This window comes from Rhizobium sp. USDA 4016 (assembly GCF_056279705.1).
Genome location: NZ_JBWCCY010000004.1, coordinates 1550611 through 1564662, shown reverse-complemented (window position 1 = coordinate 1564662; position 14052 = coordinate 1550611). Strand labels below are relative to the sequence as shown.

Annotated in this window: 11 protein-coding genes and 4 pseudogenes; 8 read left to right on the top strand and 7 right to left on the bottom strand. The window is 59.3% G+C overall.

Features of this window, described 5'->3' with window-relative positions; genetic code table 11:
• Positions 1-8: 8 nt before the first annotated feature.
• The 3 genes from pstA to ACZ9DP_RS22820 all read right to left on the bottom strand — a co-directional run bounded on the left by pstA (position 9) and on the right by ACZ9DP_RS22820 (position 3773).
• Positions 9-1295: a phosphate ABC transporter permease PstA gene (pstA, locus tag ACZ9DP_RS22830; protein WP_074068673.1), complete on the bottom strand. Its 1287-nt coding sequence runs from the start codon at positions 1293-1295 to the stop codon at positions 9-11.
• Positions 1295-2674, bottom strand: a complete 1380-nt coding sequence (pstC, locus tag ACZ9DP_RS22825) for a phosphate ABC transporter permease subunit PstC (protein ID WP_074068676.1) — start codon at positions 2672-2674, stop codon at positions 1295-1297. The genes pstA and pstC overlap by 1 nt, the downstream gene beginning before the upstream one ends.
• A 61-nt stretch (positions 2675-2735) precedes the next feature.
• Positions 2736-3773, bottom strand: coding sequence for a PstS family phosphate ABC transporter substrate-binding protein (locus tag ACZ9DP_RS22820; protein ID WP_074068678.1), 1038 nt, complete (start codon positions 3771-3773; stop codon positions 2736-2738).
• A gap of 399 nt (positions 3774-4172) precedes the next feature.
• Here ACZ9DP_RS22820 and phnC point away from each other — a divergent pair, with 399 nt between their 5' ends.
• From phnC to ACZ9DP_RS22785, 7 genes are all read left to right on the top strand, one after another.
• Positions 4173-5018 (top strand): phosphonate ABC transporter ATP-binding protein, encoded by an 846-nt coding sequence (gene phnC, locus ACZ9DP_RS22815; RefSeq protein WP_476203663.1) that lies wholly within the window; start codon positions 4173-4175, stop codon positions 5016-5018.
• 88 nt (positions 5019-5106) lie between these two features.
• Positions 5107-6012: a phosphonate ABC transporter substrate-binding protein gene (gene phnD / locus ACZ9DP_RS22810; RefSeq protein ID WP_476203662.1), complete on the top strand. Its 906-nt coding sequence runs from the start codon at positions 5107-5109 to the stop codon at positions 6010-6012.
• 72 nt (positions 6013-6084) lie between these two features.
• A complete protein-coding gene (phnE, locus tag ACZ9DP_RS22805) occupies positions 6085-7047 on the top strand; it encodes a phosphonate ABC transporter, permease protein PhnE (protein WP_476203661.1) in 963 nt (320 codons plus the stop codon).
• Between the two features lie 10 nt (positions 7048-7057).
• Positions 7058-8587: a phosphonate ABC transporter, permease protein PhnE gene (gene phnE / locus ACZ9DP_RS22800; protein WP_476203660.1), complete on the top strand. Its 1530-nt coding sequence runs from the start codon at positions 7058-7060 to the stop codon at positions 8585-8587.
• Between the two features lie 538 nt (positions 8588-9125).
• Complete coding sequence (locus tag ACZ9DP_RS22795) at positions 9126-9527, top strand: hypothetical protein (RefSeq protein WP_194729929.1); 402 nt, start codon at positions 9126-9128, stop codon at positions 9525-9527.
• 21 nt (positions 9528-9548) lie between these two features.
• Complete coding sequence (locus tag ACZ9DP_RS22790) at positions 9549-9725, top strand: hypothetical protein (RefSeq protein WP_476203659.1); 177 nt, start codon at positions 9549-9551, stop codon at positions 9723-9725.
• A gap of 237 nt (positions 9726-9962) precedes the next feature.
• Entirely contained in the window at positions 9963-10343 is a 381-nt protein-coding gene (locus ACZ9DP_RS22785) for a DUF6481 family protein (protein WP_194729931.1), read from the top strand.
• A gap of 76 nt (positions 10344-10419) precedes the next feature.
• On the opposite strand, the pseudogene ACZ9DP_RS22780 reads toward ACZ9DP_RS22785, so the two are convergent.
• A pseudogene (locus ACZ9DP_RS22780) lies at positions 10420-10542 on the bottom strand (TerC family protein); the annotation flags it as partial.
• 45 nt (positions 10543-10587) lie between these two features.
• A pseudogene (locus tag ACZ9DP_RS22775) lies at positions 10588-10795 on the bottom strand (integrase core domain-containing protein); the annotation flags it as partial.
• Between the two features lie 149 nt (positions 10796-10944).
• On the opposite strand from ACZ9DP_RS22775, the pseudogene ACZ9DP_RS22770 reads away from it, so the two are divergent.
• Positions 10945-12241 (top strand): annotated as a pseudogene (locus ACZ9DP_RS22770) (IS110 family RNA-guided transposase).
• 216 nt (positions 12242-12457) lie between these two features.
• Here the strand turns inward: ACZ9DP_RS22770 and ACZ9DP_RS22765 are convergent.
• Positions 12458-12577: pseudogene (locus ACZ9DP_RS22765) on the bottom strand (IS3 family transposase); the annotation flags it as partial.
• 238 nt (positions 12578-12815) lie between these two features.
• Positions 12816-13889 carry a helix-turn-helix domain-containing protein gene (locus tag ACZ9DP_RS22760; RefSeq protein ID WP_476203658.1) on the bottom strand — a complete coding sequence of 358 codons (1074 nt, stop codon included), beginning with the start codon at positions 13887-13889 and terminating at the stop codon, positions 12816-12818.
• Positions 13890-14052: the final 163 nt, after the last annotated feature.

Genomic DNA, 14052 nt, shown 5'->3' with positions numbered 1-14052 from the left:
TTACTCCGTTACCAGCGGCGTTCAAAACGCTGCCTGAGGAAGATGGCGATTGCATTCATCAATATGAGGAAGCCCAACAGCACGAGAATTGCGGCGGAGGTCCTCGATACGAAGCCGCGCTCCGGGCTGTCCGCCCAGATGTAGATCTGGCTGGGAAGGGCCGTCGACGCCGCGAAGATACCATCCGGCGGGCTTGTGATGAAGGCGTTCATACCAATGAGCAGCAGCGGCGCCGTTTCACCAAGCGCTCGCGCGAGCGAGATGATCGCGCCGGTCATGACGGTCGGCATGGCGAGCGACAGCACGTGATGGAAGATCATCTCGTGCTTGGAGGCGCCGACCCCGAGAGCCGCCTCGCGGATCGAGGAAGGCACCGCTTTCAGCGACACGCGTGTGACGATGATGAGCGTCGGCAGCGTCATCAGCGAGAGAACGAGGCCGCCGACGAGCGGAGACGACCGCGGTAGGCCGAAGCCGTTCAGGAAGACGGCGAGCCCGAGGAGACCGAAGACCACCGACGGGACCGCCGCAAGGTTGTTGATGTTGATCTCGATGAGGTCGGTGAAACGGTTCTTGGGAGCGAACTCTTCCAGGTAGATCGCCGCCGCGATGCCGATCGGGAAGCTGATCGCGAAGCAGACCAGCAGCGACCAGAACGATCCGGAAATCGCGCCAGCCAAGCCAGCCAGTTCCGGGAAGCGGCTGTCGGCATTGAGGAAGAGCGCCCAGTTGAACGGGCTGGAGATCACGCCCTTGGATACGAGCTGGTCGATCATGCCGATCTGCTCGTCGCTGACGCGGCGCTGGCTCTCGGGCGTGTCCCGGCTGATCTCACCCTTGACGAACTGGTCGGCCGGGTCCGACATCGGGATAACGAAGGTGCTCGGCCCCTTAAGGCGCGCCGGATCCTTGATGACCGCGTCGCGGACGAGGAACGGTGCCGACGACGTGAAGAGGTCGAAGTAGGCCTTCTCCTGCCTGCGAGGCAAATCCCCCACCTGAGTGCGCAACGCGTCGCGTACAGCGCCGCGCCAATCGGCCTTCATCATATCGCTTGTATCGAGCTCAGCTTTGCTCAGGTCGATGTTGATGGTGGCCACCGTCTGGGTGAACGCCTTGTACCCCGTGAGCGTCAGAGAACCGATGAGGAAGGCGAGGAAGCCGAGCGCGAAAACAATCGCGATCATGCCATAAACCTGGAGACGGCGCTCGGCGGCATAGCGTGCCTTCCGGCGCGCCTTCATGTCGTCCGAATGCCAGTTGACACGCGTTCCGGCGACTGCGGTCGTGGACATCAGTATTTCTCCCGGTACTTGCGCACGGTGCGCAGCGCGATGAGGTTCAAGCCGAGCGTGACGAGGAAGAGCACGAGGCCGAGTGCAAAGGCCGCCAGCGTCTTCGGGTTGTCGAACTCCGAGTCGCCAATCAGCAGGGTGACGATCTGGACGGTCACGGTGGTGACCGCGTCGAACGGGTTGAGAGTAATCTTCGCGATCAGGCCGGCCGCCATGACGACGATCATCGTCTCGCCGACCGCACGGCTGAGTGCAAGAAGTACGCCGCCGATAATCCCTGGCAAAGCGGCGGGCAGCAGGACCTTGCGGATAGTCTCTCCCTTCGTCGCGCCAAGAGCCAGCGAACCGTCGCGCATGGCACGGGGCACTGCGGCGAAGGCGTCGTCCGAAAGCGAGGAGATGAACGGGATGATCATCACACCCATGACAAGGCCGGTGGCAAGCGCGCTGTTCGGCGACGAGGGTATCCCGACGGCCGCGCCCAGAGCCCTGATAGCAGGGGCGACAGTCAGCACGGCGAAGAAGCCGTAGACGACCGTCGGAACACCGGCGAGAATTTCGAGAAGCGGCTTCACGACGGCACGGAACCGCGGGTGCGCATACTCGGTCAGATAGATGGCGGAGAGGATGCCTGTCGGCACCGCGACCAGCATCGCGATCGCAGAGATGACAAACGTGCCGAACAGAACGGGAAGAACGCCGAACGCGCCCTGCCCCGCCACTTGGTCCGCACGAATGGCGATCTGAGGTTCCCAGCGCAGGCCGAAGAGAAATTCGGTAACCGGCACCTTCGCAAAGAAGTGCAGCGCTTCGAAGACGAGCGAGCCGACGATGCCCAGCGTGATGATGATGGCGACCAGGGAGGAGAACATCATGAAGCCCGTGACCGCAGTCTCGACGCTGTGGCGGGCGCGATACCGTGGGCTGATTACCTTCATGCCGAGGAACGCGCCGACGGCGGCGATGCAGAGGCCAATGGCCGTCATCAGGTAGGTAGAGTAGGTCTGGAGGGACCGCAGGTGCTCTGCTGCAGCGGCAACCTCGGGCGACGGCTGGCGGAACAGGTTTCCGGCCGCGACCTGGCGGATTTCGCCGATCAGCAGCGACCGTGCGGCACCGTCCATGGCTTCGGAGCCTGGATATGAGGCCACCACAAGCTGATTGATGACGCTGGACTGGAAGGCGAGCCAGAGAAGAAGAAATACGAAAGCGGGAACAGCAGTCCAAATCGCGGCATTGAGGCCGTGGTAAATTGGCCGGGAATGCGCCTTTATGCGGCTCGTTCCTGCCGTTGTCGCTACGGCGAGGGCGCGCGAGCCTCCAAAGTAGGCCGCGATCACGGCCGCGGCAACCAATACGAGGAAGAGATAACCGGACATGTTGCCCCCATGTGAGAAGAAGCCGCCCGCGGGGTGCGCGGGCGGCCGGTGAAATTCGATATTACGAGCCGAGCTTCTTGGCGGCTAGGACAGCCTTCTCGACTTCCTCGCGCTTGGAGTCGTCAAGCGGCGTCAGGCCACGTTCGGCAAGATAGCCGTCCTCGCCCATCGAAGCCTTGGAAGTGTACTCTTCCAGGAACTCCTTCATGCCAGGAATGACGTCGCGGTGCGCATTCTTGACGTAAATGAAGAGCGGGCGGGATACCGGGTAGGAGCCGTCCTTGATGGTGTCGAAGCTGGCTTCCACACCTTCGATCTTGATGTCCTTGAGCTTGTCTTCGTTCTCGTAGAGGAACGAATAGCCGAAGATGCCAACGGAATTCGGATCGGATTCAAGACGCTGAACGATGAGGTTGTCGTTTTCGCCGGCTTCGATGAACGGACCGTCCTGGCGCATGCGCGAGCAGGCTTCCGTGTATTTCTTCTCGTCGGCCTTCTTGATGTCGGCCATGCCAGGAACCTTGGCGCAGCCCTCGAGCATGACCAGTTCGACGAAGGCGTCGCGGGTGCCGGAGGTCGGCGGCGGGCCAAAGGCGACGATGTTGACGTCCGGAAGGGACTTGTCGATGTCGGACCACTTCTTGTTCGGGTTGGCGACGAGGCCGCCCTTGCCGTCGGGAAGCTGGGCAGCGAGCGCCTGGAAGATCTGTTCCTTGGTCAGGTTCCAGTCGCCAGTATTGGAACGGGAGACGGCGATCGAGAGGCCGTCATAGCCGATGAGGGCTTCTGTGATGTCGGTCACGCCGTTGCCGGCGCAGAGCTTGACTTCCGATTCCTTGATCGCGCGGGAAGCGCCGGTGATGTCTGCGAAGTCTTCGCCGACGCCGCCGCAGAAGGCCTTGAAGCCGCCGCCCGTACCGGTCGACTCGACAACCGGGGCAGGCTTGCCGGTCTTGTTCGCGAACTCTTCAGCGACGGCCTGGGTGTAGGGGAACACGGTGGACGAACCGACGATCTTGATCTGATCGCGGGCCGATGCGACGCCTGCGGTTGCCAGCAAAATAGCGGCGACTGCGCAGCTTCCGAGATATTTCTTCATGGATACTCTCCCGTAGAATTTAACGATGACGCTTCGGCGTCGGCTCCCCTCTATAGGCACCACGTAACAGTTTTGTGACAGTTTTGTATCAATTCATTGTACGGGAAGGAAGGCATCGGCGATGCGCGCCAGCTGCGCCAGTGAGGCCGATTTTTAAGTATCGAACCAAAAACAAATTAGACAAACAGAGTCAATGCCTTCCCGACACTTGCCCATCTGATTTCGAACTGAGCCGGCAGGTTCCGGCGTCCAGGCAGAAAAGAGCTGGCCAACACATCCATTATCCGTCGCGCAGCCAAGGGAAAATCGGCAAACATTATAAAAGTGACATAAAACCGACATTACACCGTTAAGAACGCGGCATATGTCCCCTCCAACGCAATGACGAGGGACGCGCCAATGCTGGAAATAACGGATTTGACCCGGCGGTTCGGTGGCAAGACGGCGGTCGACCAGACGAACCTGAGAATACCGCAGGGCCAAATGGTGGGCATCATCGGCCGCTCGGGCGCCGGCAAATCCACGCTTCTTCGCATGATCAACCGCCTGCAGGAGCCGACGTCCGGCTCCATCCGATTCAGCGGCGTCGAAGTCTCCGCACTCCGCGGCGAAGCCCTGCGCAACTGGCAGCGCGATTGCGCGATGATCTTCCAGCAGTTCAATCTCGTCCCTCGCCTCGACGTTCTGACCAATGTCATGCTCGGCCGCCTCAATCACCGCCCGACCATGCTGAGCATCCTCAACATCTTCAGCCGCGACGAGCGCATTCATGCGATTGCGGCTCTGGAGCGCCTCGGCATCGAGCAGACGGCGCTGCAGACCGCCGGCACGCTCTCCGGCGGCCAGCAGCAGCGCGTGGCGATCGCGCGCGCCCTGATGCAGAACCCGAAGATGGTACTCGCCGACGAGCCGATCGCCTCGCTCGACTCGCTGAACGCCAAAATCGTGATGGATGCGCTGCGCGACATCAACGAGCGCGAGGGCATTACCGTCATCACCAACCTGCATACGCTCGATACGGCGCGCAACTATTGCGAACGCATTGTCGGGATGGCCGCCGGCCGCGTCGTTTTCGACGGCAAGCCTTCAGAGCTGACAGCGGCTGCGGTCAAGGAAATCTACGGCACCGACAAGGATGGCGCCGGCATCGACGAGACCATGACGTCTACCTCGATCAACATGCCCGCGCCAGCCACCGCTCAAGCATCCGTCGGCCTGCAACCGGTTGCCCTGGCGGGCCTCTGAGAGACGGCGGCGATCGACCGCCCGCGTCAAGGGCACACTTCTTCGTAACAGCAAGACCACCGGGGAACCGGTCAATCAGGAGAGAACCATGTTGAAGAAAGCACTCTTTGCCGCGACAGCGCTTTTAGCGCTTGCCGGCGCTGCCGCAGCCGAAGACCTCAAGGAATTCCGTGTCGGCATTCTCGGCGGCGAAAACGAGGCTGATCGCCTGCGCAATTTCCAGTGCCTGTCGGAAAAGCTTCCCGCTGCGATCGGTGTCGAGAAGGTCTCCTTCTTCCCGGCAGCCGACTATGACGGCGTCGTCCAGGGCCTGCTCGGCGGCACGCTGGACTACGCAGAACTTGGCGCCTCCGCCTTTGCCAAGGTCTATCTCGCCAATTCCAAGGCCGTCGAACCGATCCTGACGACCGTGCAGACCGACGGCGCAACCGGCTATTACTCGGTCATGGTCGCCCGCAAGGACAGCGGCATCAAGAAGCTCGAAGACATGAAGGGCAAGAAGCTCGGCTTTGCCGATCCTGACTCGACTTCCGGCTACCTTGTTCCCCTCGTCACGCTGCCTGAAGCCATTGGCGCTCCGGTCAAGGAATACTTCTCTTCCACCGGCTTTGGCGGCGGCCACGAGAACCTCGTCTTGGAAGTCGTAAAGGGCAACTTCGACGCGGGCACCACCTGGGCGTCGGGCGTGGGCGAGTTCAAGGATGGCTACAGCTCCGGTAACCTTCGCAAGATGGTCGACAAGGGCATCCTGAACATGGACGACCTCGTCGAACTCTGGAAGTCGCCGCTCATCCCGAACGGCCCGGTCGTCATCCGCTCCTCGCTGAACGACGACATGAAGACCAAGTTCAAGGCATTCATGCTCGGCCTGCCGAAGTCGGACCCGGCCTGCTTCGCTGCCATCCAGGGCGGCGACTTCAAGGGCTACACCGAGGTCAACGTCGACTTCTACAAGCCGATCATTGACGTCCGCAAGGCAGCCATTGGCGGCTGATGCCGTTTCCTCCCGCAAAGCCGCCGGATCCCTCCGGCGGCTTTGCCATATCCCACGTTCGACAGGCTGAAGATGAGCGACACTGCGCTGCGCCACCCCCCGAGTGAAACTGCAAGCATGATCGAGCGGCACTGGCATGAGCTTGCCTCCCGGCGCCGCGGCCAGACGTTGCTTGCCCTGTTTCTCGTCGTCGTCTTCACCGCGGGTTCGGTGTGGTTCGCCAATGAGACCAACGCGGGCAAATTTTGGGACCGCCTCCCCTATCTGGCGGACTTCGTCGGGGACCTCGTGCCGCGCGACGCGTGGGAGCCGGTGCGTGCCCTGCTCGATCTCCCCTCCCCCTATTACGACGGGAGCCAGAAGTACGACTACCCCGAGGGCCGGTTCTACGTCACGCAGACCCTCTACGTTCCGGAATATGTCGAAAAGATCGTCGAGACGGTGAATATCGCCATCTTCTCCACAGGCGTCGGCTTCTGCCTGGGATTCGTGCTCTGCTTCTTCGCAGCGAAGAACATGACGCCGAATCCTTATGTCAGGGGCGCCGTACGCCGCTTCATGGAAATTCTTCGAGCGTTTCCCGAGGTCGTCATCGCAGGCTTCTGTCTGGCAATTCTGTCGCTGGGGCCGGTCCCTGCGATCATCGCACTATCCGTCCACACCACCGGAGCGCTCGGAAAGATGTTCTTCGAGGTGGTGGAGAACGCCGACATGCGCCCCGACGAAGGCCTGCGGGCCGTCGGCGCGACCTGGCTCGAACGGGTCTGGTTCGCAATGGTGCCGCAGGTCATGCCCAACTTCGTGAGCTATTTCCTCCTGAGGCTTGAGATCAACGTGCGGGCGTCCACGATCATCGGTGCGGTCGGCGGCGGCGGCATCGGCGAGCTTCTCAGGCTCTCGATCGGACAGGGTCATCCGGCCAAGACTCTTGCGATCGTATTCCTGCTTTTCTGCACCATCATTGCCGTCGACCAGTTCTCCGCATGGCTGCGTAAAAGGCTGGTCGGCGAGCAGTCGTTCCGCGCCGTGGCATGAGGTTGCATCGATGAACACGCTTTCGCCCGTCCAAAAGGCCGACATCGCCGCGCGCCACCCGCAGCTCTTCGACACCACCTCGCTGCGCCGCTACCGCGCTCCTCTTCTCGTCATTCTCGCAGCCGCCTATGTAGCGTTCTCGTTCTGGTTCTTCGCGTTCGGAAAGGTCTTCTCTCAGGCCGACTACTCGATCGCCGGCACCTACCTTGCCGACTGGATCTCCTTCGAGGTTCGTCCCGAGATCGACATGGCAGCCGACGGGACCATGAAGATTTCCTATTCCCGGTTCGATCCGCTCGGCGAACATCCGAACCCCGACTGGGTGCAGACCGAAAAATCCGTCGTCACCCATCAGACCGGCACGGCCACACCGACGGCCAGCCCGTCCGAGCCACAGACAAAGCCGAAAAGCAGCATATTGCTGATGGCTCCCGGTGCGGCCATGGGATCGTCCGCACCTAAAGGGTCCGGCTCGCCCGCGCAGCCCCCGGCGGCGACCGCTCCGGCAATCGTCACCGAGGAGGTTGTCACACGGGCGCGGATCGCCATGAGCAGCAGTTCCTCGATAGAAATGACTGCCAATAAGGCGGTGTTGACGAGAGGCGGAGAAACGGTCGTCGTGCCGATGGGCAGGCCGGACATCCGCATTGGCGCTCCCCTTCCGGACTGGGCGTCGCAGAGGCGGCCGGGCGAGAAGATCATAGCCAGCTTCGGATTCGCGGGCTGGGCGGAAGTCACGACCAACGACGTCAAGGTCCACAAGCGGTTTCTCGGGTGGGTGAATTTCCTGTTCGACACGCGGTCTCCCTTCTTCGGGAAGCCATATTCCGAGGTTGCAAGCCTCATCCTCAGCGGTCCACGCATCGACCCGGAGCGAAGCAACCTCGCTCTCGCCTGGGACAACATCCTCTACAACAGCGAATGGCAGCACCTCGACGTCTGGACGAAGCTCCTGCAGACCATCGTGATGGCGTTCGTGGGCACCATGTTCGCCTCGCTCGTCGCTTTCCCCCTGGCATTCGTGGCGGCACGTAACATCACCCGCAACCGCCCTACGAACCAGGTGACGAAAAGGTTCTTCGATTTCCTTCGCTCCGTCGACATGCTGATCTGGGCGCTTTTCTTCACACGCGGCTTCGGACCTGGGCCTCTGGCCGGCATCTCGGCGATCTTCTTCACGGATACCGGGACGCTGGGCAAACTGTATTCGGAATCGCTCGAGAACATCGACGAGAAGCAGCGGGAAGGCGTCCGCTCCGTCGGAGCGTCGCCGATTGCGGTGCAGCGGTTCGGCGTCCTGCCGCAGGTGCTTCCTGTCTTCGCGTCCCAGGCCCTCTACTTCTGGGAGTCCAACACGCGCTCCGCGACGATCATCGGCGCCGTCGGCGCGGGAGGAATCGGCCTCAAACTCTGGGAGGCGATGCGCACCAACCAGGACTGGGAGAACGTCGGCTACATGGTGCTCCTCATTCTGATTGTCGTGTTTGCCTTCGACGCCGTCTCGAATGCGATCCGGTCACGTCTGATGGGACGCCGCTGAACGCTTGGCAGCAGGCGTTTGGTTCTTGTGTCAGCTCACTGAATTACTATCTATGATGAGTGCTCCCACGAAGACTTATCGAGGTTTATTTTTCCTCGACTGCGTCTTTTGCTCATCGTTCAAGATGAGCTTCCTGAGTCAACAAACTGCATTTGGCAGACAAAAGAATTCGCCTCGTTTTGCCCACTTGCCGGCGGAAGTTGATAATGATTCAGCTAACTGATTGAAATACTTAAGCCTGGAACAAATATTGATCGAAGCCGCCCGTCACTTTCATCTATTGCGACAAGCCTCTTTTCCCAGTTTCGTCCCTAAGCGTACCGAGGACCGTCGCAGGCGAATCCGCCTTCGGCGCACTCTGCGATTAGCCGCATGATGAGAAGATCGAACTTCGCGTGCAACTCTCATTATCCGGGTCCTGGGCATTCAGCGTGTCTCCTGGTGAGCAGGCAACACACGACGCGAGGTTCGTTTCATTGTGAGGGAACATTCCCATAGCATCTCAGTTTAGCGGCATGAAATTCAAGAGGATGATGCCATGGCTACCCATTTAGACGAGCGCGGCAACCGGGTCGCGTCAGAGGACAAGGATAAGGATAAGGATGTCGTGGAATCGCCGGTCGAAGCACGACAAGGGTTTCTGGGCCGTCCGGTCTTGATGGTCCTGGTCGGGGGCCTGTTTCTGGCGATGATCGCTTGGGGCATCTCGGAAATGTTTGGCGAGGCGGTTGACAACGATGCGGCGACCGACGTCAACCAATCGACCACGACGGAGCCGAATGCCGTTGTCACTCCTACCGACCAAAAGGTGATCGACAATACCCCTCCGGCCGGTGAGAAGATGCAAACCGCGCCGACGGATCGCGATCCGACTGCTGGATCCGGTACGGGCGGAGATTCTCAGTCTGTCGCGCCAGCAGGCACCGAGAAAACACAATAACCTCCGACGAAAAGAAGACACATGACAAAGCGCGAACTCATCGATAGCGGCACCGACAAACGCTACGTCCGGCGCGACGAAGACGGCCGGCTCAAGGAATCAGTGGACGTCGGAAAATCTCTGGCAACCGACCGCCGCACGAAGGCCAAGACAATGGCAAAAACGGGCGAAGGTGACAAAGGCGATCACGAGCGCTGATGAAGATCACTTTGTCTTGCATTGTCATGAATTCGCTTCGGAAAGGCGATTTCGCTCATTTCGGCCCGCCTCGCGAGCCGCAGCCATTGTTTGACGCTTTTCGCCCCAAATTCTTAGCCGCCCCCGCAATTGTTTGTGAGGGAGGGTCAGGTTATTATAGAGCAATGCCGTGTCGTATGCTAAGTGCGTGGATAGCTGTGAACGGCATAGGAAAACCACACGACAGGACGATATAGCTTGAGACATCCAGGCGATGATAATTTTGCCAATCGTCGCAAAGCGGCGAACGAAGCCAAGCAGCACCTGCTTGACAAACTCAAGGCCGCGCCCAAGGCCGACGACCCTGAGATGGTCGCCAGGCGAGCCGAACGACGGGCCACAGCCGAGGCCCGTGAACTACGACGTGCCGAGCGCGTGAAGTCAAAACAGGAAGAAGCCGAACGCAACCTTGCCGCCGCAGCCGCCCTGGCTGACGCAGCCAATGCTGAGGCGCGGGCGAAAGCCGAGGAGCGCGAAACGCAAGAAAGAGAGCGAATTGCCAGAGTGATCTCAGACGAGGCAGATCGGAAGGCTGAGCGGGACCGCCGCTACGCAGCCCGCAAGGCGCGGCGCGTCTAAAAGACAAGGCAGGTCTGGTTGATCAAAGTCCTCAGACTATGAGGACGATCAGCTTTCGGTCGAACAGGCAGACGATGGATCGTTGGTTCGGTGGCAGCTTGTCAGCGAGGATGGCGATGAAGACCAGGTTGTCGATCCCCAACACGATTTCGAGAGCGATCAAGGTCGCAAGACCAGCCCATGCCTCTGGATCAGACATGTCGACAGAGCCGCGTACCGCGAAATGCATAGAGCGTGAAGACAGATCGTTGTAATCGCTGCGCCAACTAGAAAACGCTGACCGAACATGAGCCAGTGACGAGAAAAGCGTTTCATTCAATAGCTCATCTCGCAAGTACATTGAAGCTCTCGATGAAGGCGTTCTGGATTGGCTTGCCAGGCGCGATGTAATCCCAACCCACCTTGGTTCAATCCGTCCATTGAAGGATCATGTTGCTGGTGAATTCGCTGCCATAGCACCTACGGAAGGAAGAATTGGAGCCACCGAGGGAACGGTGCGCGCAGCTTTTTTGCTGCAAGCGCGCACCGTTTGAGGTGGCCATGGCCAGCCAAAGTATCTCTAGAATGTGAGTGTTCACAACTCATTCCGGAGAGACCGACCATGACCAGTCAGAATTCTATACCCACCGCTGCCGTGTTGGTAGCCATCGACATCGCCAAGGTTCGCAATGAAGTGTTGATCGAAGCACCCGGCCATAAACGCCGCCGCCGGTTGGCAATTCTCAACACCCGTGCGGAGCATGATCGTCTGATCGAAGTCCTGCAGGCTTATGGCCAACCGGTGGTCTGTGCTTTTGAGGCAACGGGCAATTATCACCGACCCGTCGCCTGGCGTTTGGTCGAAGCCGGCTTCGAGACGCGGTTGGTCTCGTCGCTGGCACTGGCCCGCACGCGAGAAGCCTTGCACAACAGCTGGGACAAGAACGATCCCAAGGATGCGCAGGTGATCCTGCACATGTTGAGGATCCATTCGACACAAGTCTATCATGATCCCTTGCGTGCCGGCATCAACGACGTTCAGGAATTGTCGAAGACACACGAAGCCATTGCTAACGCCAAGACCGAGATCCAGCATCGCATCCTGACGCATTACCTGCCGCTGTATTTTCCTGAGATTGATCGCTTCAGGGGCAACAGCCGTAGCGACTGGTTCTTCGCTTTCCTCGATGCGTTCCCCACACCCGCGAGCATCACGACACTGACGAAAGAGGAGTTCGTCGAAGCGGCATGGGATGTTGTCGGCAGGAAAGTCAGCAAGTCACAGATTTTAATGGATATTTATGAGACGGCATGCACATCGATCGGCTTGCCATTGCCGCTGGATGCGCCTGCCATTCGCATGTTTCGGATGGTTGTGGCCGAAGCCCGTAGCCTGATCCGCCAACGTAACGAGATCGAAACACAGGCCGATGAGCTGCTGCGACACAGCCGCGATTATCAGCTTTTGCGGCAGATACCTGGGATCGGTCCCATCAACGCGCTGACGATCATCGCGGAGGCTGGGGATCTACGCCGCTTTCACCATCACCGTCAGTTTCTCAAATTCTGCGGGCTGGATCTGTCGACACAACAATCGGGCCAGTATCGTGGCCAGACCCGGCTTTCCAAATTCGGCAACGCGCGGCTGCGACGGACGCTGTGGATTGCTGGACAAGTTGCCATCCGCCAGCGTGAGAACGGCTTCCGGCATAAGTTCGAACGCTACATCGCAAGGGATCGTGACAATCCCGATCTCCGCCGCAAGGCAATGACCGCTATTACCGCCAAGATGGCGCGTGTCGTACACGCCGTCGTCAAAAGCGGTTCAGACTACCGGCCCTTCGTTGAAGGGCGGGTACCAGGTGGAAGAACCTCTGTCAGGTAGGGCCGTGAGGGCATCCCATCGGATGACCCTGTAGACAATGCTTGGGTCTTCCACCTGGATCAGAAGCTCGTGTTAAGGACGGTGAGGGCCAAAATGATGGACCCTGTGTTTGCTATGGACGAGACCTTTTCCCATTCCAGTGGAGGCCGCCTGGTTCGACGATGTGACTTGACGAGCGTCATGCAGCGCGAGCATGCTGACGAACAGAGAAACTTTGCCTGCCAAGCCCATTTTCTTCCGCACTTAGGACGTTGTCACTGACGATCATCTTGGATTTTCCGCGTTCCTCGATGATCCGATCCAGCTCACGAGCAACACGCAGGGCGGAGAGCGAGGTATCGGCCACGAGACCCAGGCATTCTCTGGTGCAAGAAAACTTCCTTCTGGAAGCAAGAAAAAGTTCCCCTGATACCACTATATGTGACGAACTCGGTTTAAAGAGAATCATCCAAGCCACTGATTTGCAACAACACGGTCAGCTTATAGCGGATCTCATCCCTCAGCACCCGTAGAACGACCGTGACTATCGTTGGGTTGTTCCGTTGTCGCGGAAGTACGGGTCACCAATTCGCGATGCTCAAGTTAGGCAGGGCAGCAAGGCGGCCGGACTAGGCGACACCACGAAGGGCCTGGCAGAGTGTGAGCGGGCCTCCATGCCGAAGATTCTTCTCTCGTTGAACATGAAAGACATCCCGGAACCAACCGACCTCCCGCGCCTCTTTTGGCGTCATTCCAAACTCGTGTCTGAAGGCCCGGCTATATGCGGACGGATCGTCAAAACCCCATTCCTCCGCGATATGAAATATAGCCCGAACGTCATTGCTATTGGTGATTCCTGCACGCGTCCTGACCAGACGCTCATGCCGGATATAGGCCGCAACACCACCCAGCGGCTCGAATAATCGATATAACCGGGAGCGCGAGACACCTAGCTCGCTGCAGATCGTCTCGGCAGTGAGCGAGTGGTCGGAAAGTCTCGTGTTTATCAAACGCTTGGCGCGTTCCAGAACCACCGCCCCGATTGGTGTGTGAGCGTCTACGACCCGATCTTGCGAGGGAGCTAGACACGCGATGATAAGGTTCCTCGTGGCCTCGACCACGTATGGCACCTCTGCCACGGTGAGGTCGGCCAACGATCGAGCCAGAAGCACAAGGTAGTCGGCGAGGAGATGGCCGAACGCTCCCTCCATCTTCCTATGGAGCAGGCTCTCGAGCGTGGACGTCGCGACAAACCCATCTGACGGAAGAAAGACCGACAATGCGCCCTCATCTTCCACCATAACCTCGAACGGTTTGGCCAGGCATCGAAGATGGGGCAAGGTCTGCCCTCCAGAGGCGCGCTCCAGGGCCTGGACCGGCAAGCACAAATACCAGTTATCCAATGCCGCCTTCTTCACGTGCCGCCATTCGTGGGCGTAGCCTCTTCCTGGTAGGACAGTGGAAACAACCAGCATCGAACCGAGTATCCAGACCTTCAGTCGGGCGGGAAAGGAACCGTCCGCGCTCTTGCAGAATGTCAGATCAGCGACGCCAACGTGAGCACTCCTGAATATCTCGAACTGGTTGTCCCTGGGAAACGATTGGGTACTCAGATCTATCGAGCAAGGGAATTTGTAATCAATCGCTCGCTCGGTACCCGTCTCTGGCATGTTGTCCATGACAATACCTTCGCCGATGTCCACGAAAGATTTTCCATTTCAAACCTGAGCGGTAGTATCATTTTTTCAAACAAACCACAACCGCTACGGAGGTATTTGGAGATCGTGATATCGCGCTACAGCTGCATTTCGCGCCGCACGGCGCTGTTTTCTACTTCGCGCTTCTTGTGGCGGCAGCCTCGCCCCA

What these genes read in the sequence shown, in the direction of transcription:
- pstA (WP_074068673.1), bottom strand. Translation starts at nt 1,295, where the DNA reads ATGTCCACGACCGCAGTCGCCGGAACGCGTGTCAACTGGCATTCGGAC.
- pstC (WP_074068676.1), bottom strand. Translation starts at nt 2,674, where the DNA reads ATGTCCGGTTATCTCTTCCTCGTATTGGTTGCCGCGGCCGTGATCGCG.
- ACZ9DP_RS22820 (WP_074068678.1), bottom strand. Translation starts at nt 3,773, where the DNA reads ATGAAGAAATATCTCGGAAGCTGCGCAGTCGCCGCTATTTTGCTGGCA.
- phnC (WP_476203663.1), top strand. Translation starts at nt 4,173, where the DNA reads ATGCTGGAAATAACGGATTTGACCCGGCGGTTCGGTGGCAAGACGGCG.
- phnD (WP_476203662.1), top strand. Translation starts at nt 5,107, where the DNA reads ATGTTGAAGAAAGCACTCTTTGCCGCGACAGCGCTTTTAGCGCTTGCC.
- phnE (WP_476203661.1), top strand. Translation starts at nt 6,085, where the DNA reads ATGAGCGACACTGCGCTGCGCCACCCCCCGAGTGAAACTGCAAGCATG.
- phnE (WP_476203660.1), top strand. Translation starts at nt 7,058, where the DNA reads ATGAACACGCTTTCGCCCGTCCAAAAGGCCGACATCGCCGCGCGCCAC.
- ACZ9DP_RS22795 (WP_194729929.1), top strand. Translation starts at nt 9,126, where the DNA reads ATGGCTACCCATTTAGACGAGCGCGGCAACCGGGTCGCGTCAGAGGAC.
- ACZ9DP_RS22790 (WP_476203659.1), top strand. Translation starts at nt 9,549, where the DNA reads ATGACAAAGCGCGAACTCATCGATAGCGGCACCGACAAACGCTACGTC.